General features: G+C 60.2%; 20 protein-coding genes and 1 tRNA gene. 8 read left to right on the top strand and 13 right to left on the bottom strand.

The genetic code is table 11. The features are described from left to right. The first annotated feature begins 33 nt into the window (after window positions 1-33). The 3 genes from N4R57_00680 to pyrF all read left to right on the top strand — a co-directional run bounded on the left by N4R57_00680 (window position 34) and on the right by pyrF (window position 2,230). Entirely contained in the window at window positions 34-303 is a 270-nt protein-coding gene (locus N4R57_00680; protein ID UYV37670.1) for a hypothetical protein, read from the top strand. Between the two features lie 376 nt (window positions 304-679). Further along, a complete protein-coding gene (locus N4R57_00675; GenBank protein ID UYV37669.1) occupies window positions 680-1,411 on the top strand; it encodes a phosphatidylethanolamine N-methyltransferase family protein in 732 nt (243 codons plus the stop codon). An 87-nt stretch (window positions 1,412-1,498) separates the two neighbouring features. After that, window positions 1,499-2,230 (top strand): orotidine-5'-phosphate decarboxylase, encoded by a 732-nt coding sequence (gene pyrF, locus N4R57_00670; protein UYV37668.1) that lies wholly within the window; start codon window positions 1,499-1,501, stop codon window positions 2,228-2,230. Between the two features lie 31 nt (window positions 2,231-2,261). Here the strand turns inward: pyrF and N4R57_00665 are convergent, their stop codons facing one another. Then, entirely contained in the window at window positions 2,262-2,888 is a 627-nt protein-coding gene (locus tag N4R57_00665; GenBank protein UYV37667.1) for an NAD(P)H-binding protein, read from the bottom strand. Window positions 2,889-2,992: 104 nt separating this feature from the next. Here N4R57_00665 and N4R57_00660 point away from each other — a divergent pair, with 104 nt between their 5' ends. Both N4R57_00660 and N4R57_00655 read left to right on the top strand, forming a co-directional pair. Beyond that, on the top strand, window positions 2,993-3,379 hold the full coding sequence (locus N4R57_00660) for a helix-turn-helix transcriptional regulator (GenBank protein UYV37666.1): 387 nt from the start codon (window positions 2,993-2,995) through the stop codon (window positions 3,377-3,379). A gap of 77 nt (window positions 3,380-3,456) precedes the next feature. After that, entirely contained in the window at window positions 3,457-4,479 is a 1,023-nt protein-coding gene (locus N4R57_00655) for an SMP-30/gluconolactonase/LRE family protein (protein UYV37665.1), read from the top strand. A 44-nt stretch (window positions 4,480-4,523) separates the two neighbouring features. Here the strand turns inward: N4R57_00655 and N4R57_00650 are convergent, their stop codons facing one another. Both N4R57_00650 and N4R57_00645 read right to left on the bottom strand, forming a co-directional pair. Next, the gene (locus N4R57_00650; GenBank protein ID UYV37664.1) at window positions 4,524-4,811 is read right to left on the bottom strand and encodes a hypothetical protein; all 288 of its coding nucleotides are present in this window, start codon (window positions 4,809-4,811) and stop codon (window positions 4,524-4,526) included. Then, window positions 4,811-5,704 carry an SPFH/Band 7/PHB domain protein gene (locus N4R57_00645; GenBank protein ID UYV37663.1) on the bottom strand — a complete coding sequence of 298 codons (894 nt, stop codon included), beginning with the start codon at window positions 5,702-5,704 and terminating at the stop codon, window positions 4,811-4,813. Before N4R57_00645 ends, N4R57_00650 begins: the two co-directional genes overlap by 1 nt. A 131-nt stretch (window positions 5,705-5,835) precedes the next feature. Here N4R57_00645 and N4R57_00640 point away from each other — a divergent pair, with 131 nt between their 5' ends. Further along, complete coding sequence (locus N4R57_00640; GenBank protein ID UYV39482.1) at window positions 5,836-7,092, top strand: DNA polymerase IV; 1,257 nt, start codon at window positions 5,836-5,838, stop codon at window positions 7,090-7,092. Window positions 7,093-7,198: 106 nt separating this feature from the next. Here the strand turns inward: N4R57_00640 and N4R57_00635 are convergent, their stop codons facing one another. Next, window positions 7,199-8,161, bottom strand: coding sequence for a hypothetical protein (locus tag N4R57_00635; GenBank protein UYV37662.1), 963 nt, complete (start codon window positions 8,159-8,161; stop codon window positions 7,199-7,201). A gap of 544 nt (window positions 8,162-8,705) precedes the next feature. Beyond that, window positions 8,706-9,569 carry an N-formylglutamate amidohydrolase gene (locus N4R57_00630; protein ID UYV37661.1) on the bottom strand — a complete coding sequence of 288 codons (864 nt, stop codon included), beginning with the start codon at window positions 9,567-9,569 and terminating at the stop codon, window positions 8,706-8,708. A gap of 169 nt (window positions 9,570-9,738) precedes the next feature. Here N4R57_00630 and N4R57_00625 point away from each other — a divergent pair. Together N4R57_00625 and ykgO are read left to right on the top strand one after the other, a co-directional pair. Then, window positions 9,739-9,813, top strand: a tRNA-Val gene (locus tag N4R57_00625). An 84-nt stretch (window positions 9,814-9,897) separates the two neighbouring features. Continuing rightward, a complete protein-coding gene (gene ykgO, locus N4R57_00620) occupies window positions 9,898-10,023 on the top strand; it encodes a type B 50S ribosomal protein L36 (protein ID UYV37660.1) in 126 nt (41 codons plus the stop codon). 120 nt (window positions 10,024-10,143) lie between these two features. On the opposite strand, the gene N4R57_00615 is transcribed toward ykgO, so the two are convergent. The 8 genes from N4R57_00615 to N4R57_00580 form a co-directional block, all read right to left on the bottom strand. Continuing rightward, window positions 10,144-11,316 (bottom strand): AMP-binding protein, encoded by a 1,173-nt coding sequence (locus N4R57_00615; protein ID UYV37659.1) that lies wholly within the window; start codon window positions 11,314-11,316, stop codon window positions 10,144-10,146. Window positions 11,317-11,448: 132 nt separating this feature from the next. Continuing rightward, the gene (locus N4R57_00610) at window positions 11,449-12,276 is read right to left on the bottom strand and encodes an ABC transporter ATP-binding protein (protein UYV37658.1); all 828 of its coding nucleotides are present in this window, start codon (window positions 12,274-12,276) and stop codon (window positions 11,449-11,451) included. A 76-nt stretch (window positions 12,277-12,352) separates the two neighbouring features. After that, window positions 12,353-13,636: an ABC transporter substrate-binding protein gene (locus N4R57_00605; protein UYV37657.1), complete on the bottom strand. Its 1,284-nt coding sequence runs from the start codon at window positions 13,634-13,636 to the stop codon at window positions 12,353-12,355. Between the two features lie 74 nt (window positions 13,637-13,710). Beyond that, on the bottom strand, window positions 13,711-14,820 hold the full coding sequence (locus N4R57_00600) for a branched-chain amino acid ABC transporter permease (protein UYV37656.1): 1,110 nt from the start codon (window positions 14,818-14,820) through the stop codon (window positions 13,711-13,713). After that, window positions 14,820-15,077, bottom strand: a complete 258-nt coding sequence (locus tag N4R57_00595) for a hypothetical protein (protein ID UYV37655.1) — start codon at window positions 15,075-15,077, stop codon at window positions 14,820-14,822. Before N4R57_00595 ends, N4R57_00600 begins: the two co-directional genes overlap by 1 nt. 2 nt (window positions 15,078-15,079) lie before the next feature. Further along, entirely contained in the window at window positions 15,080-16,081 is a 1,002-nt protein-coding gene (locus tag N4R57_00590) for a branched-chain amino acid ABC transporter permease (protein UYV37654.1), read from the bottom strand. A gap of 15 nt (window positions 16,082-16,096) precedes the next feature. Continuing rightward, window positions 16,097-16,918 (bottom strand): ABC transporter ATP-binding protein, encoded by an 822-nt coding sequence (locus N4R57_00585; protein UYV37653.1) that lies wholly within the window; start codon window positions 16,916-16,918, stop codon window positions 16,097-16,099. Beyond that, window positions 16,915-18,888, bottom strand: a complete 1,974-nt coding sequence (locus tag N4R57_00580) for an AMP-binding protein (protein ID UYV37652.1) — start codon at window positions 18,886-18,888, stop codon at window positions 16,915-16,917. Before N4R57_00580 ends, N4R57_00585 begins: the two co-directional genes overlap by 4 nt. Between the last annotated feature and the right edge of the window lie 219 nt (window positions 18,889-19,107).

Here is a 19,107-nt window from a genome sequence, read left to right as displayed (position 1 = left end):
GCGGCGATGCCTCACGAGCAGATGGAGAGTAAAATGCAGACTGAGAAACTTCAGATCGCAGAAATCCGTTACAACCCGGAACGCGAAGGGTTCGAAGCATTGGTCAGCGTGTTTGACGCAGGCCACAGCTACCATTACCCGGCCTTTATCGCGGCTCCGATGCACGCAGAATTCGAATTGGTATCGCGTGGCCTGTCCCAAAAAGCGCTAGAGGCGCACCGCTCTGCCCGTCCCGGCATGCGGATGCAGCTTCGCCCGCTGGTACGCCCCGCGATCGAACATGGCCTTCCCTTGGCCGCCTGACCCACAGGCGAACAGGTTTCGGGTTTTCGCCACCTGCCTCGGACCGGTCCAACGACCCGTCCCCTGCCTGCCGGGCATTCCCCTGCCCGCTCAGGCATAGATCGGCGGAAACCTGTTTGAGCCTCGCGCACTCGTCCCGTTTCAATCGGCTAACCCCATTGCCGATCCGCGCGAGGCCAAATTTGCCGGCATGATCGAAGGTCTCCTTCGGCATGCCGGTCTTTTTTTGCCCAACCAAGCCCCGCGAACATGCACCACCTCCGGCCAGCTCCCCGCTCTGCCGGAGGCCCAGCCGCTGTCTGCCCGCATAGCCCCACCAAAGCGCCCGCCCGCCAAACCACTGGACCAACCCCTGCCGCCGCGCCATACTTCGCGCATGTCACGTCTGGCTCAAATCCGCGCCCGCTCCGGCCTTCCCGACATGCTCGAAGGACAGGTGCAGCACCTCGCCATCACCCTTTTGATGACCCTCGGTGCGTTTTCCCTGCTTCAGGACACCCCCGGAAGCACCCTGTTTGGCGTTTCTGCCGTGGCATGGGCAAAGACCTCCATCCTGCTCGCCATCCTTCATCAAGTGATCGTCGCGCTCGGCTTTCGTGCACAGCTTCACCGCAATTGGCTGACCGACCACTTCGGAGATCGCGACATGCGCGTCTGGGCGATGATCTTCCTGCCGCTGCTTGTCGCCCGTCCGATCACATTGATCCTCACCGGCTGGGCCGACACCACACTCATCACCGGTCTGGACACGATCGAAACCCTGATCGGCCTTGTGCTTCTTGGCCTTGCAATCTGGGCGCTGCATTCAACGCTGGTGCATTTCACCATCCGCCGTGCGCTCGGCGGTGACCATTTCCGTGACGAAATCGCCGCCCTGCCGATGGTCAACAAAGGCGTGTTCGAATTCACCCGCAACGGCATGTATGGCGTCGCCTTCCTCGGCCTCTGGGGCATCGCGTTTCTTTTCGGCTCGTGGAACGCGCTTGTCGTGGCGCTGTTTCAACACGCCTATATCTGGGTTCACATGTATTGCACCGAGAAACCGGATATGGAGTGGATCTACGGTGACCGCGTCAACACCACGCCCGAGCTTGACGCCCGAGCTTGACGCCTGACCTCGACGCCGCCTGCCGCAGCCCTTGCCAAACGCCCACCCCCTGCCAAAACCGCCCCGACACAGCCAAAGGGCCACGCCATGACCACCTCTCCCGCCGATGACCGCCTGATCGTTGCCCTCGACGTGCCAAACGCCCTCGAAGGGCTCGAACTGGCGCAGAAACTCGGCGACTCGGTCAGCTTTTATAAAATCGGCCTCGGCATGCTCACCGGCGGCGGACTTGCCCTCGCGCAAGAGCTCAAAGACCAGCATGGCAAGCGTATCTTCCTTGATATGAAGCTCTTTGACATCGGCCAAACGGTCGAAAACGCCGTGCGCGGCCTGACCCAGTTCGACCTCGACTTTCTCACCGTGCATGGTGACCCGCATGTCGTGCGCGCCGCCAAGGAAGGGGCCGCTGGCAAAGACCTCAAAATCCTCGCCGTGACGATCCTCACCTCGCTTGACCGGGCCGATCTTGATGATGGGCTGATCCAAGCTGGCGATGTGCCCGACCTTGTGGTCGAACGCGCCTCGCGTGCGTTTGACGCTGGCGCTGATGGCATCATCTGCTCACCGCAAGAGGCCGCATTGATCCGCGCCCTGCCCAATGCCACCGGGCGGCTGATCGTCACCCCCGGCGTGCGCCCCGCAGGCGCCGACAAGGGTGACCAGAAACGCATCGCCACCCCGGCACAGGCGGTGGCAGACGGCGTCGATCATGTCGTCGTCGGACGCCCCATCTGGCGTGCGCCCGACCCCCGCGCCGCCGCCAATGCGGTGATCGCAGAAATGCGCAGCCCCCAGGCCACCACGCCAAATCGCGGCTGACCCGGGCGCTGATCGCACCTGAAACGCCGGCTTAATACGCGACCGACATCACCTCTTTCGGATGCGCCTTGCTCTCGACTTCATCGAGCAACGCAACCGCGAAATCCTCGGCGCTGATCTTCGAGTCGCCCTGCTCATCCGCCATCAGAACGTCACCGCCAAGCCGGAATTTCCCGGTGCGCGCGCCCGGCTCGATCATCGCGGCCGGGGCGATATACGTCCAATCCGCGGCGCTCTCGGCAAGGCTCTGCTTAAGGTTCCGCATCCCCGTTGCCTCCGGCACGATGAAATCGGGCAGCGTCGCCAGAACCGGCGACCCATCCGGCAGGGTAAGCGTGCCCGCGCCGCCCACAACAATCAGCCGCTTGCCGGTCGCCAAGGCCGCCCCGAGAGAGCCACCACCAATCGCCGCCATCTCGCTCACCGCGTCGTCGGTCGAGCGCGGGCTAACCGCTTGCACGATCACATCCACACCCTCGGCCGCCTGCGTCACGGCATCCACATCCGCCACATCCAACGCCACAGCGCGAACCTTGTCACCGCTGGCAATCTTCTCGGGGTTGCGGCTCGCCGCGACCACATCATGCCCGCGCTCTACCGCCTCGGCCAAAATCCGCGCCCCGATCATCCCGCTTGCGCCCAAAATCAACAGTTTCATCTTTGTCTTCCTCACTAGGTTACGATTTATAACCTACGTAAAATATTGTAACTAGGTTTGTGAGAGGCATTCTGCCGTCACATAGGAACACCGAGGGAACCCCCATGACCGACATCGCCCCCCGCCGCCGCAAAAGCTATGACTGCCCGATGCGCGATGTGCTCGACCGGATCGGCGACGCTTGGAGCCTGCTGGTCCTGCTCGAACTCAAGAACGGCCCCTGCCGCTTCAACGCGCTGTCGCGGGTGATTGATGGCATTTCGCGCCGCATGCTCACAGTCACGCTGCGCCACCTCGAACGTGACGGGCTGATCACGCGCACGGTGCTGCCGCTGTCCCCGCCACAGGTCGAATATGCGCTGACACCGCTGGGGCTGTCGCTGCATTCGGCGCTCGCGGGGCTTTATGACTGGGCCGTAGAGCACCAGCCCGAGATCAACCAGCACCGCGCCACGCATGACGCACAACTGGTCGAACCCGCCCAAGCCTGAACCAGAGCCCCGCGACCGCCACTTCCCCCTCCCGCAAAGCCGCGTTACCCTCCCCTCAAATGCGGAGGAGAAACGCAATGCCCCCTAACCCCATCGACGGGTTCGAAATTGACCCCGATAGCCTCAAAACCATCGGCCACGACCTGCAACGCCCCGAATGCATCCTTGCCGAACCGGATGGCTCGCTCTGGTCTGCCGATGCCCGTGGCGGCGTGGTGCATATCCGCCCGGACGGCAGCCAATCCCTAATCACCCAAGAGATCGACGCAGGCTTTGCCGCAACAACCGACGACGCGGCGCGCTTCACCCAAGGCACCCTGCCCAACGGCCTCGCGTTTGCCCGCAACGGTGACATCCTGATCTCGAATTTCGGCACCGACCGGCTCGAAATCATGACCCGCACGGGCGACAGCCGCGTGCTCTATGACCAGATCAACGGCAAGCCCATCGGCAAGGTCAACTTTGTCCTGCGCGATAGCCGCGATCGCCTCTGGCTCACCGTGTCGACCACCATTCCCAACTGGATGGAGGCGGTCTCCCCCAATCTCGCTGACGGCTTCGTCGCCATGGCGGACGAACGCGGCTTGCGCATCGTCGCTGATGGCTTCGGCTTCACCAATGAAATCCGTTTCGATGCGAATGAGGAATGGCTCTACGTGGTCGAAACCTCCGGTCGGCGCATCACCCGCCTGCGGGTGCAACCCGATGGCAGCCTGACCAACCGCGAAACCTTCGGCCCGTCCGAACACCCCGGCTTCATCGACGGTATCGCCTTTGACGCCCACGGCAATCTCTGGGGCACCCACATCATGCTCGACCGGGTTTTTGCGATTACCCCCGACGGGGACTTGCGCATCATTCTGGATGATGACAACGGCTCGGCCGAGGGCAAAGCCCTGCTGCAGGCCTTCGCCGAAGACCGCGTCACGCCAGAGCTGCAACTCGCTTGCGGCGGCACCATCGCCCCGTGGATGGCCAGCATCACCTTCGGCGGCCCCGACCTGCAAACCGCCTATATCGGCAGCCTGCGCGGCACCACCATCCCCTACTTCCGCGCGCCCGTGGCTGGCCTGCCTATGGTGCACTGGAACAACGGCTAAAGGCGGACGCGGCGGATCACCATAAGCTCCGCCGCGCCACGGCCTTACTGTTCGTTAATGTCGGTGTCCCACGTCTTCTTCTGGCCCTTGCGCACACCCGCCACCTGCCGCAGCACCAGCCACGCCACCAGCGAACTGACCGCAAACACCAGCAAGGTGACCGAAATAGAAGAGGTCAGCCACGCCGTGACCGCCCCGCCCAACAACAGCAGAATGCCAACGACAACAGCCCCGACAGCAAAGCCGAGAAAAATGAACCCCGGCGCGAACACCTCCAGAATGCCAAGGGCGATGCCGCCAGCAACCCAGCCCCACCAGACGGTCCAATCCATCACTTCGCCCCTTTCAGCATGTTGAACGCATCGCCAAACGCATCCAGCACATTGGTCGGCAACAGAACCGTCTGCTTGCCCGCGCCTTCGCCCACTTTGACCAATGCCTCAACCTGCTTCAACGCCACTTGGTATTGCGCCGCCTCAAGCCCGTTCTCACGGATCGCAACCGCCACAACGCCGGTGGCATAGGCCTCGGCATCCGCCGAAATGCGCCGCGCCTTGGCCTGCTGCTCGGCGGCATAAAGCTCGGCATCCGCGTTCAGCTCAACCGCCCGCTTGGTGCCTTCCGCGCGGGTCACCTGCGCGCGCCGCTCACGTTCGGCGTTCAACTGCTGCAACATCGCTTCGCGTGTGGCTTGGTCAAGGTTCACATCCAAAATCTCGGCCCGCGTGACCTCGATCCCCCAATCATCAACCGCGTTCGCCACCTGCTCCTTGATCTTGTTGATCAACTCGTTGCGGTTGGATTGCACCTCGTCCAGATCCATCTCACCGATGCCCGAGCGCACAATCCCCGCCACGGTGGTGGCAATCGCCGCATCCACATCGCGGATCCGATAGACCGTCTTTTCCGGCTCCGTGATGCGGTAAAACACCGATGTTTCGACCTGCACCAACACGTTATCGCGGGTGATCGCGTCCTGACTGGCCGTCGGCAACTGCCGCTCCAAAATCGAAATCTTGTGCCGCACCTTGTCCAGAAACGGCACGATAAAGTTGATCCCTGGCCCCAGCACAGAACGCAGCCGCCCGAACCGCTCCACCACATGCTTTTCCGACTGCGGCACAATCCGCACGCCAAGGAAAATACAAATGATAATAAACGCCGCCAGAAACAACAAAACCGCGTTGCCATTGGCCAATTCATTCACCAACTCATCAGTGCCCATACCAAATACCTCTCATTCAATCGCTTGCCTTATATTGGCCCATCCGGCCGAAAAGGGAAGCGCAAACCAGCCGACCACCCCCGATCATCACCCGATTGCCCCGCGCCCCCAAGGCGCGTATCTTCGCGCTCATGCCCGCCCTGTGCCGCTCCTGTCTTGCTACGTTTTCCTCCGGCAGCCGCTGCCCGGAATGCGCCTCGCCGCGCGTGGTGTCCCACCCGGAACTCTTCGACCTCTCCATCGCGCATATGGATTGCGACGCCTTCTACGCCTCGGTCGAAAAACGCGACAACCCCGAACTGGCGGCCAAACCCGTGATCATCGGCGGCGGCCATCGCGGCGTGGTCTCCACCGCCTGCTATATCGCCCGCATCCGCGGCGTGCGCTCGGCCATGCCGATGTTTCAGGCGCTCAAACTCTGCCCCGACGCGGTGGTGATCAAACCGCGCATGTCGGCCTATGTCGAAGCCTCCCGCGCCATCCGCGCCATGATGGACGACCTCACTCCCGACATCGAACCGCTCTCGCTGGACGAGGCGTTCATGGATCTCTCCGGCACCGCCCGCCTGCATGGCGCGCCGCCCGCTGTGATGCTGGCCCGCCTCACCAAACGGATGAAAGACGAACTCGGCCTCACCGGGTCCATCGGCCTGTCGCACAATAAATTCCTCGCCAAGATCGCCTCTGACCTCGACAAACCACGCGGCTTCTCGGTGATCGGCGCAGCCGAAACCGCCGACTTCCTGCACGACAAACCCGTGCGCCTGATCTGGGGCGTCGGCGCGGTCACCCAAGCGCAACTCGACAAGGCCGGCATCCACCGCTTCTCCGACCTGCTGCGTTGGGAAAAACAAGACCTCCACGCCCGCTTCGGCGCCATGGGAGAGCGCCTCTGGCACCTCGCCCGTGGTCAGGACCGCCGCCGCGTCTCGGCCCATGCGCCGGTCAAATCCATCTCCAACGAAACCACGTTTTACGAGGACACCTCCGAAACCGAGCTTCTCGACGCCCACATCTGGCGGCTGGCCGAAAACGTCTCCGACCGGGCCAAAGCCCGCGATCTCGCCGGGCGCACCGTCACCCTCAAACTCAAACGCGGTGATCACAGCACGCTCAGCCGGCGCACCTCCCTGCGCGACGCCACCCAAATGGCCGACACGATCTACCGCACCGCCCGCGCCCTGCTCGACGCGGCGGGCAACCAAGGGCCCTACCGGCTGATCGGCGTCGGCATCTCCCACCTCATCCCCGCAGATCAGGCCGACCGCTCCGGCGACCTCCTCGACCCCGACGCCGCCCGCCGCTCCAACGCCGAGCGCGCCACAGACACCATCCGCGCCCGCTTCGGCGCCGACGCCATCAAAAAAGGGCGGGCATTGCGGCGGTAATATCCGGCCCGATGGCGCCACCCTTCCCCCATCGCACGCCCCTTTACTCACTCTCCCGGCCCTATGTATCAAGCGCACTAAAGTACCGGCGATGGTTAAGGTATTGCTATTCGTCGCGGCTCTGGATGGTGGGGCGAAGCATTTTAGTGACCATTTTAACAAGCTCCCCACGGTCGCCGAGGTCTGCCATCAACCACATCGAATTGATTTTTTCAGCGTCAACAAAAAATGCAAACGGGCTTTCTCTGATCTCAGAAAATTCGGTCTCGTATCGGACCAACCCCTTGATCCTCAGCATCCTGTTAGGATTGCCCCCGACTTGATGAAAAAGATCAATAATTCCTTCCCCAACAACATGGCTTCGCGATTCCCCATGAGGCGCTATCTCGCCCCAACGCAACACAGAAATAGCTTCTGTTTTGAGGGGCTTGGGGCGATCCTGCGTCCTCTCCATTACTTGCACGATCCCCTCAATTTCATACCACCGCGCCGGGGTGTTTCCGGTATTTCGGGTGGTTGTAATGATGCTCATCACATCTTGACGCGATGTGCCTTCGAACTGGCCGAGGGCGTTCAGCCATCTAACCTCCGCACCCTCAACGTGAACGTAAGCACGGGTTTGCGTTTCGCCAACCTCACGGGTCACGGTAACAGCGTCATCCGCAGCGCGGACTGCTCTCCGCGTTTCAATGAGCGTGTCCCGAATCCAGACAATCCCCAACCCGGTTACGAAAAGCGTAAGGCCAGAAATAATCATCATCCAGAAGGCCCATCGAGACATATCCTGTTGAGCGTGTAGGTCTTGGCGGGACTCGGCCTGGTTCTGTGCGGACTCTACGGCTTCAATCACGCACTCTCGCAAATCGGTCGCCTTAAGCCCGACACAAGCGGCCAACGCGCCGCTCTTAGTCTCCTCGTAATGCTGGCGGGCGTTCACCTCATTGCGGCCAACATCCACACCAACCGATCGCCCTATTGCGTAGGTCAACACGGCAACGCCACAAATCATCGCGCCGATGGCGAATGCTTCGAAAAGCGTAGCTCTATAGTTTCTATTACGCTCAGGCACTGCAACAAAAACGCCGCGCTAAACTATCCCACAGGATAGCTTGTTGCGGACGTTCACCTCTTATCTCTAATTCCAATACCAAACAGTTTGCCCACACTCAGGACGCGAGTCACGCCTTTTCATTTCCCCATTCCAAAACAAAGCGCCCCCCACCGAACGCCCAATTAATCAATTTTCCCCTAATAATTGCCGCGCCGCGGCGGTGTACGGATGTCAGCCGAATGTCAGCCGAACATCACCCCCACCGAATCGCTGCACTGCCGCGCCGTTAATGGTTAACAACGCCCCGTTAACCCCGATGGAACCCAACCGAGCCCACCGCGCCGACCAATCGCTTTCATCTTGCCAAAAATACTCAAATACACCGCTCGCCCCCACCACAACGCGGCCAATCAAACGCCCCAACACGCGGAGAGCGGGGGGTGCGTCGGCAGCGCCTCGGCGCCGCCAGCGCACTCGGGTGGGTGGGTGGGCTCCCCGAGCCGCGTGTTTCCTGCGGCAAAAACAAAACCAGAGGCACGCCCCAGCCGCAAAGCCAGCAGCCTCACTCGGCTGCCAAACGCTCCTGCCCCACGGCGCCAATCTCTGCGATCTCTGCCGTGACCTGCCGCATCAACCGCCTGAATGCGTTAAAGCTTTCGCTGGGTTCCACCCGCGCCTCATCCAGATAAAGCGCCCGGTCGATTTCGATCTGCACCGCGTGCTGGCGCCGCGCCGGGCGGCCATAGCTTTGCACCACATAGGCCCCCGCAAACGGCGCATTGCGCACCACGCTCAAACCCGCCGCGGCGAAACTCGCCTCAATACGTTCGACAATCTCGCTGTCCGCGCTGGCCCCGAACCGGTCACCGATCACAACCTCGGGCCGGCGCGCCACGCCCCGCGCCACCGTGTCCATCGCCTCATGCGGCATCGAATGGCAATCAACAAGAATCGCCTCGCCAAACCTTGCGTGCGCCTCGTTAAGCTGTCGGCGCAATATGTCGTGGTATGGTCTCCAATAGAGATCAATCCGCCGTTTCGCCTCCTCCAGAGACATTTTCCCGCGATAAATTTCCCGCCCACCGGAAACGACTCTCGGAACCACCCCAAGCCCTGATGAAATACGCGGGTTATGCCCCTGCCGCGCGACCCCCTCGATCAACGCCGGATCCAGCTCCTCAGCCCCGCGGTTGAGGTCAACAAACGCCCTCGGCGCCCCCGCCCGCAAGAACGGAGCGCCAAATTGTGGAGCACAATCAAATAGTTGATCAACAAACGCGTCTTCCGAGCTGCGAATACTCAGCGCATCAAGCTGCGTGCGCTGCACAAAGTTCGCCGGATAATCCCGCCCCGAATGCGGCGAAGCAAACACCACCGAGGTGGTGCGTTCCTTGGGATGAATCAGATCATAAGCAAGCTTTGGCATCGTGCCTCCTTGTCACATAGTCTAACCCGGTTTCAATCACCGCCAAAAGCCCTTGATCCCTTTGCCGTTACCTTTTATAGACCGCTCCAGACCGGCGCGGATTTCCCGCGCCCCGATTTTTTGGGAAACCGAATATTCCGGGGCAAAAGAAGCCAGCTGGCAAGTCATAGGGCGATTAGCTCAGCGGTAGAGCACTTCGTTGACATCGAAGGGGTCACTGGTTCAATCCCAGTATCGCCCACCATGATTTTCACCGTCTCACCTTGGTTGTGAGGCACCCGCGTAACCCAAGGCGCAAGGCCCGCGCCGCGAAAATGAGGAGAGACCGATGAAGGTCAAGAACTCGCTCCGTTCGCTCAAGAACCGGCACCGCGATTGCCGTGTCGTGCGCCGCAAAGGCCGCGTCTATGTGATCAACAAAACCCAGCGTCGTTTCAAAGCCCGTCAGGGTTGAACATTCGCTGAACCCTTTGGCGCATCTCGCGCCAAACGGTTGAGACATATAAGAAAAGCCGCTCCCATCCGGGGCGGCTTTTCTGCATGTTACTGGCTGTTTTGTTTGGCCGATACCGGCTCAGTCGTAGCTGCGGGTATCCTCGATCACCAAGCCGTCATTCGGCAGGCTCCCGGTGGCCACCACCTCGATCTGCGCCTTGAGCTTCAAGACCTCGGCCACCGATTTCGCAAACGCGGCCTCTTCGCCGCCATCGGCTTCGATCCGCACCGTCATCGTGTCCATCTCGCCGTCGCGCCCGGCGATCACCCGCGCCTTGGCGATCTCGGAATGGCGCGCGACAAGTGCTGCAACCTGCTCGGGGCGCACGAACATCCCCTTGATCTTGGTCGTCTGGTCGGCACGCCCCATCCAGCCCTTGATGCGCATGTTGGTGCGCCCACAGGGGCTCTCACCGGGCAGCACAGCGCTCAGATCGCCGGTGGCAAACCTAAGCAGCGGATAGTCGGGGTTAAGCGTCGTGACCACGACCTCGCCAACCTCGCCTTCGGCGACCGGATCACCAGTGCCGGGGGTGACGATTTCGACGATCACACCCTCATCCACGATCATGCCTTCCATGGCCGGCGTTTCATACGCGATCGAGCCGAGGTCAGCCGTGCCATAGCTTTGCAAACAAGCGATTCCGCGACTGGCATATTCCTCGCGCAGCGACGGGAAAAGCGCGCCCCCACCGACCGCCGCCTTGGTGATCCCAAGCGACAGCCCCATCTCATCCGCCTTGTCCAGAATGATCTTGAGGTAATCCGGCGTGCCGGTATAGCCCGTCACCCCAATATCATGCGCCGCCTGCGCCTGAAGCTCGGTCTGCCCGGTTCCGGCGGGCAAAACAGCACAGCCGATGGCCCGCGCGCCGGTCTCAAACATCATCCCCGCAGGGGTGAGGTGATAGGAAAAGCAGTTCTGAACAATGTCGTCCTTGCGGAACCCGGCGGCATACATCGCCCGCCCGGACCGCCACCAATCGTGGCTGATCCCGCCCGGCTCATAGATCGGGCCGGGGCTCTGGAAATAATGCGCCACATTGCTCACCGGCAGGCCGCCAAACGGGGCTTGCGCCTTCTGCCGCGCACTCAGGTCAGACTTTCTTAACACAGGCAGACTAGAAAGCTCTGACAACACGGTGAGCGGTTCATGCCCATGCAACGCAAGCTGCGCGTTCAGCAACGTAAGCTGCGCTGAGGCACGCTCATCTGCCGAACGTGTTTCCAGATTGTCAAAATTCTGGCTCATCTCTGGAACTCCTTCTTGTGGCAGCCGGGCGCTTTCTCCCGCTCCTGCCATCGACATTTTTTATCAACCCAAACCCCGGACCGGGCTGGGACGGTTGTTCAAAATCTCACTTCGACGGCGCCAATGCCGCGATCAGCTGAGCCAGCGTTTCCGGCGGCGATAAGACCGCACATCGCGGAAACTCTTCCTGCCTTCGTCGGCCATGCCGAGATAGAATTCCTTCACATCCGGGTTTTCGCGCAGCTCCTTGGCCGGGCCATCCATCACCACGCGCCCGTTCTCAAGGATGTAACCGTAATGCGCAAAGCGCAGCGCGACATTGGTGTTCTGCTCCGCCAAAAGGAAGGTGTTGCCTTCCTTCTCGTTCAGGTCCTTCACGATGGTGAAAATCTCTTCCACCAACTGCGGCGCAAGGCCCATTGATGGCTCATCAAGCAAGATCATCTCCGGACGGCTCATCAACGCGCGCCCGATGGCAACCATCTGCTGCTCCCCACCCGAGGTATAGCCCGCCTGACTCTTCCGCCGCTCCTTAAGCCGCGGAAAATAGGCATAAACCTTCTCCAGATCAGCAGCGATTTCCGCCCCGCCCCCGCGGCGCGTATAAGCTCCGGTCAGCAGGTTCTCCTCCACCGTCAGGTGTTCAAAACAATGGCGTCCCTCCATCACCTGGATCACGCCACGTTTAACAAGCTCGGCCGGGTCCAGATCCTGCACACGCTCCCCGCGATAGCTGATCTGCCCTTTCGTCACCTCGCCGCGTTCCGAATGCAGCAGGTTCGATACCGCCTTGAGCGTGGTCGTCTTTCCCGCCCCGTTGCCACCAAGCAGCGCGGTAATCCCGCCCTTGGGCACGTTCAGGCTGACACCCTTCAACACAAGGATGACGTGATTGTAGATCACCTCGATATTGTTGACCTCAAGAAGCGTCTCTTGCTTGGTTTCACCGGCGTCCAGCATGGGCGGGCTCTTTCGTTTGAAATTCGTGTGGTCCCCGGCCACCGAAACAGAGGCCGGGGAGTGGTCTCAAAAAGGCTTACTTACAGGCTTCTTCCAGCTTGTTCTCGGTGGCATACGCGCCCGAGTCCTGTGCAATAAGCGGGTCGATCACGTCTGCATCGGTCGGCTTAAAGTCCGAGATAAGCGTCCATGTCTTTTTCGTCGCATCCCACTGGGTCACACCGACAAGACCGGGGCCACCGTGGTTCTCGCACGACACCTCGAACGCCGGACCAAAGTTGGGCATGCCCAGAGCGGTCATCTTGGCTTCGTCGATCTTCAAAGCCTCCATGCCGTCGCGCATCATCGCCGGGGTGATGTCCTTGGTGCCGTGGATTTCCTGTGCGGTCTTGGCGGCTTCTGCGGCCAACATCGCGGCGTAAAGACCACGGTTATACACGGCGGTGCCGATCTGATCGCCAGCACCGGCGGCTTTGCCCGTTTCAACGACATACTTCTGAATGTCGTCAAAAACAGGGAAGTCACGGCCGACGTTGTGGAAGGTCACAGCCTTGTAGCCATGGGCCTTTTCACCGGCAGGCATCACGTCATGCTCGGCACCGGACCACCAGATACCGATGAAGTTTTCCATCGGAAAGCGGATGTTTGCGGCTTCCTGAATGGCAACTTGGTTCATAACGCCCCAGCCATACATGATAACGTAATCAGGACGCTCACGACGGATCTGAAGCCACTGCGACTTCTGTTCCTGACCGGGGTGGTCTACCGGCAAAAGGGTCAGCTCATAGCCGTGCTTGGCCTTCAGCTCTTCCAGCGTGCGGATCGGCTCCTTGCCATAGGCAGAGTTGTGATAAACCAGAGCAACGGTCTTGCCCTTGATATCGCCACCGTTGATGTCCAGCAGGTGGTTGATCGCACCCGATGCGCCGTTCCAATAGTTGCCGGGATAGTTGAACGTGTGCGTGAACACTTTGCCGTTCGCCGCCGATGTCCGCCCATAACCCATGGTGTGCATCGGAATGCCATCCGCCGTGCTTTTCGGGATCAGCTGATAGGTGATGCCGGTCGAAAGCGGTTGATACACGAGCGAGCCTTCGCCCTTGGTCGCCTCATAGCATTCAACACCCTTTTCGGTGTTATAGCCGGTTTCACATTCGATCACGCGGGCCATGACACCGCCGATACCGCCGTCACGCTCGTTCAGCAGCGTAAAGTAATCCGCATAGCCATCAGCAAACGGAATCCCGCCCGCCGCATAAGGGCCGGTGCGATAGCTGAGCGACGGGAACACAAGGTCCGCCATCACCGGCCCTGCGGCCATAACAGCGCCCAGCGCCAAAGTTGCCAGTTTCAATTTCATCGGGTTAATCCTCCCATTGGTTATTATCCGACGTGTCTCCGGGGGCTCCTCCCCCCGGACGGTTTTGGCCACCCCTAGTGTGGGAAAGGCCAGAGTCTCAGTTTTTCTTTCGCAACCCGCCACAATTGGGCAAGCCCATGTGGCTCGGCTATCAGGAATATGACGATCATCGCCCCGACGATCATGAACTCCAGATGCGCAGCAAGGTCCGTAGGCCAGCCAAGTCCGCCAACCAACAGGTTCTTCAACAGCACCGGCAGCAGCACAAGGAAAGCCGCGCCCGCGAAGGAGCCAAAGATCGACCCCAAGCCGCCAATGATGACCATGAACAGCACAAGGAATGATTTGTTGATGCCAAACGCTTCGCCCACTTCCACAGCCCCAAGGTAGACCGAGAAGAACAAGGCCCCCGAGACACCGATAAAGAACGACGACACGGCAAAGGCGGTCAGCTTGGCTTTCAACGGGTCCACCCCGATGATCTCCGCCGCAATATCCATATCGCGGATCGCCATCCACTTGCGCCCCACGCTGCCCCGCGTCAGGTTCCGCGCGATCACCGCAATCAGGGTCAGGAACACGAGGCAGAACAGGTAACTCGCCCATGCGCTGGTGTTCGGGCCGGTGACAACCACACCGAACACGCCGCGCTCCGGCGCGTTGATCTGCCCGGATGCGGAATAGTTATAGGCCCACTCCCACTTGTTGAATAACCAGACAAGGAAGAACTGCGCCGCCAGCGTCGCCACGGCAAGGTAGAACCCCTTGATCCTGAGGCTCGGCAGGCCAAACAACACGCCGACAAACGCCGTTACACCGCCCGCCAACAGCACCGAAAAGAAGATGTTGATCGGCGGCAGCGCATATTGAACGCCCCCGATCCATACGTCGATCCCGGTCATGAACTTGTAACAGGCATAGGCCCCCACTGCCATGAACCCACCGGTCCCAAGGCTCACCTGCCCGGCATAGCCGACCAGAATGTTCAGCCCGATCGCCGCGATCGCATAGATCAGGAACGGCAGGAAAACCGCGTTCACCCAATAGTCGTTGATCACGAATGGAACGACCGCAAAGCCGATCAGCAAAACAAGGTAATACCGATACCTGTCGAACTTGATCGGGAAGGTCTGCCCGTCGCTCTCATAGGACGTTTTGAAATCGCCCGCTTCACGATAAAACATCAGGCCCGCTCCCCGTTATCAATCTCTTCCAGATGCGATCTGTCGGCTCTGTTCGGCCGCTTCGCATATCCCGTTTTTTCGCTATGCCGGATCAGCTGGAAATAAGCCCACATGCCCAGCGCCCCGCCTGCCGCGGCCAACACCGCCGCCGTAACCATCTGTCCGGTCTGGCTCACATCCGCCGACAGGGCGATATAGCCAAAGGCCCAGAACCCCGCCCATGCGACCACGTTGAGAATGGCAATCACCTGCATCATCCTCACACCCTCTCGATGATCTTCTCGCCAAACAGACCCTGCGGCCGAAAGACGAGGAACAAAAGCGCGAGCACATAGGCAAACCAGTTTTCGGTCGCACCACCCACCAACGGGCCAACCCAGAATTCGAACAGCTTCTCACCGACCCCGATGATCAAACCACCCACGATGGCGCCGGGGATCGAGGTGAACCCGCCCAGCATCAGCACCGGCAGAGCCTTGAGCGCAATCAGCGACAGCGAGAACTGCACACCCGACTTGGTGCCCCACATGATCCCTGCAACCAAGGCGACGAACCCGGCCAGCGACCAGACCAGCACCCAGATAAAGTTCAGGTTGATCCCAACGCTCAGCGCCGCCTGATGGTCATCCGCCACAGCCCGCATCGCGCGGCCCTGCTTGGTATATTGCGAAAACAGCACCAGCCCGATCACCAGAAGCGCCGCGACCACAGTCGCCACCATATCAAGGTTGTCGATATACATGCCGTAATACCGCTCGCCCTCGGCGGCCCAGCCTATGGTGAAATCTTCGATCGCGAACGACCCGCCCTGCGGCAGCCCGACATCCAGCGTCTTGATGTCCGACCCCCACATGATGTCGCCAAAGCCTTCCATGAAATAGGCAAGGCCAATGGTCGCCATGAACAGGATGATCGGCTCCTGCCCGACAAGGTGGCGAAAGACGAACCGCTGCACCAGCCAAGCAAACAACACCATGATCGCGACGGTTATGACGATCCCCACAAACGCCGGCAAATGCCAGCCAAAGTGGTGCAAATCAGTGCCGAACACCGCATTGATCAAATGGCCAAAGGGCACCTGCCCTTCCATGATCCCGACCAGAGTCAGCGCCGCAAACAGCGCCATGACCCCTTGGGCATAATTGAAAATCCCGCTCGCCTTGTAGATCAGGACAAAGCCAAGTGCGACCAGCGCATAGAGCACCCCGGCCATCAGGCCGTTGGTCATCACTTCCAGCATGTTCAGAAAATCTGCTGACATCTCGTCTGGTCCCCCTTAATCGTGCGCCACGCCAAGATAGGCGTCGATCACATCCTGATTGTTGCGCACTTCGTCGGGGGTTCCGTCCCCGATCTTCTTGCCGTAGTCCATCACCACCACGCGGTCGGACAGGTCCATCACCACGCCCATGTCGTGCTCGATCAGGGCGATGGTGGTGCCGAACTCGTCATTCACATCCAGAATAAAGCGGCTCATGTCCTCTTTTTCCTCGACGTTCATCCCCGCCATCGGTTCATCCAACAGCAAAAGCGACGGCTGCGCCGCAAGAGCCCGCGCCAGCTCGACCCGCTTTTTCAAGCCATAAGGCAGGCGCGCCACCGGCGTCTTGCGGATGGCCTGAATCTCAAGAAAGTCGATGATCTTCTCGACCACTTCGCGGTTGGCCACTTCCTCGGCCTCGGCTTTACCCTTCCACAGCGCCTGCGCGAACAGACCCGTTTTCATATGGTTCAGCCGCCCGGTCATCACGTTGTCCAGCACGGTCATGCCCTCAAACAAAGCGATGTTCTGGAACGTCCGCGCAATGCCAAGCCGTGCAACCTCGTAAGGCTTCATCGGCGGGCGCTTTTCGCCCTTATAGAAAACCTCGCCCTCCTGCGGGACATAGAACCCCGAAATCACGTTCAACATCGAAGACTTCCCGGCGCCGTTCGGCCCGATAATGGCCCGCACTTCGCCTTCGCGAATGTCAAAACTGATGTCGGTGATCGCCTTCACCCCGCCAAACCGCAGGGTGATGTTCTTCATTTCCATCAACACGCCGCCAATCGTGCGGCCGTCTTCGGTCACGTATCCGTCGCTGCTCATGTCGTTCATTCTGCTGCTACCTTCTGCGGCGTGACCGGAACCACCTTGGCGTCGCGAATTTCAAGCGTCGCGCTGATCGCGCCCTTGCGGCCGTCCTCATAGGTGACCTCGGTCGTGGTCGAGATTTCCGCCTTGTCGCCATACATCGCTTCGATGATGTCGTTGAACTTCTCGGCGACAATCACCCGGCGCACCTTGCGTGTCCGTGTCATCTCGCCGTCATCGGCATCCAACTCCTTGTGCAGGATCACAAAGCGGTGGATCTGACAGCCCGACAGCATCGGGTCATCCGCCACCGATTTGTTCACCGCTTCAACATGTTCCTGAATGGTGTCCAGCACACGCGGATGCCCGGCCAATTCCTGATACGAGGCATAGCCGATGTTGTTCCGCTCGGCCCAGTTGCCAACCGCCGTCAGGTCGATGTTGATAAACGCGACACAGCGGTCCTTGCCCGATCCGAACAGAACGGCCTCCAGAATATCGGGATAGAACTTCAGCTTGTTCTCAACGTATTTCGGCGCAAACAGGCTGCCATCGGCCATCGTGCCCACATCCTTGGCCCGGTCGATGATCCGCAAATGCCCGGTGTCCGGCTCAAAGAACCCGGCATCCCCCGTCGCAACCCAGCCTTCGGCGTCCTTGGTCGCGGCGGTGCTCTCCGGGTTCTTATAATACTCAACAAACGTGCCGGGCGAACGGTAATAGATTTCGCCGTTCTCCTCGATCTTGATCTCGACCTCGGGGGCCGGCACGCCAACCGTGTCGGCGCGCACTTCGCCATCGGGCTGCACGGTGATAAACACCGACGCCTCTGTCTGACCATATAGCTGTTTCAGGTTGATCCCGAGCGAGCGATAGAACTCGAAAATCTCCGGCCCGATCGCTTCACCGGCGGTATAGCCCACCCGCACTCGGCTCAGACCAAGCGTGTTCTTCAACGGGCCATAGATGAAAATATCGCCCAGCCAGTATTTCAACCGATCCATCAGGCCAACAGGCTTGCCATCAAGGATCTTCGGCCCGACCCGCTTGGCCACGGCCATCGCCTTGTCGAACATCCATTTCTTGCGCTTGCTGGCGTCTTCCATGCGGATCATGACGTTGGTCAGCTGTGTTTCAAACACCCGCGGCGGCGCAAAATAATAGGTCGGCCCGATCTCGCGCAGGTCCGTCATCATCGTGTCGGCGCTTTCAGGACAATTGGTGCAGAACCCTGTCCAATAGGCCTGCCCGATGGAAAAGATGAAATCGCCCACCCATGCCATCGGCAAATAGGCAAGGATCTCGTCCCCCGGCACCAGCTTGTCAAATTCACTGACGTTTTTGGCGCTCTGCACGATGTTGCGGTTCGACAGAACCACGCCCTTGGGCTTGCCCGTCGTGCCCGACGTATAAAGCATCACGCACTGGCTGTCATAGGTCAGCTTCCCGCGCCGCTCTTTCAGGTCTTCGATCCATTCGTAATAGGACGCACGACCCTGATCCTGAATGTCGCCAAACCGGTGCAGCGCATGGTGGTCGTATTTGCGCAAACCCCGCGGATCGACATAAATCATATGCTCGAACTGGTGCAGGCGATCCTGCACCTCGATGACCTTGTCGACCTGTTCCTGATCCTCGACAATCGCGAACCGCGCGCCGCAATGCTCCAGAACATAGGCCATCTCTTCGGCGGCGCTGTCATTATAAAGCGGCACCGGGATCGCCCCGATGCTCTGTGCTGCGACCATCGACCAATAGAAATGCGGGCGGTTACGGCCAATGATGGCAATGAAATCGCCCTCATTCACGCCCAGATTGATCAGGCCAAGCGCCAGCGCCTCAATCTCTTTCTCGGTCTCGGCCCAGGTCCAGCTCTGCCAGATCCCGAATTCCTTCTCGCGATAGGCCGGCCGATCGCCGAATTTCTCTGCATTGCGCTGCAATAGCGCCGGAACGGACACAAGCCCACCGGCCGCCGCTGACGGTTCTACCAAAATCTGTCCTCCCTTTGCTCGCGTCTCCAGCGCGAACTCACCCACTTGGCCGTAGGTGATTCTCCTACGACCTAGGGTGCTGCATTGACCTTCGCCGTCAACTTTTTCTTGAAGTTTTCTCAATTCTTTCGAATTGTAACAACCCGCGCTTCGCTCTTTTCCACATGCCCGACTTGGTGCTAGGCCAATCACAAGGGAGACACCGGTGAGCGGAACCAC

This window comes from Rhodobacteraceae bacterium D3-12, from assembly GCA_025916135.1.
Lineage (GTDB): Bacteria > Pseudomonadota > Alphaproteobacteria > Rhodobacterales > Rhodobacteraceae > JAKGBX01.
Note: the sequence above shows the minus strand (reverse complement) of the source record. Positions and strands in the feature narration are given on the sequence as shown.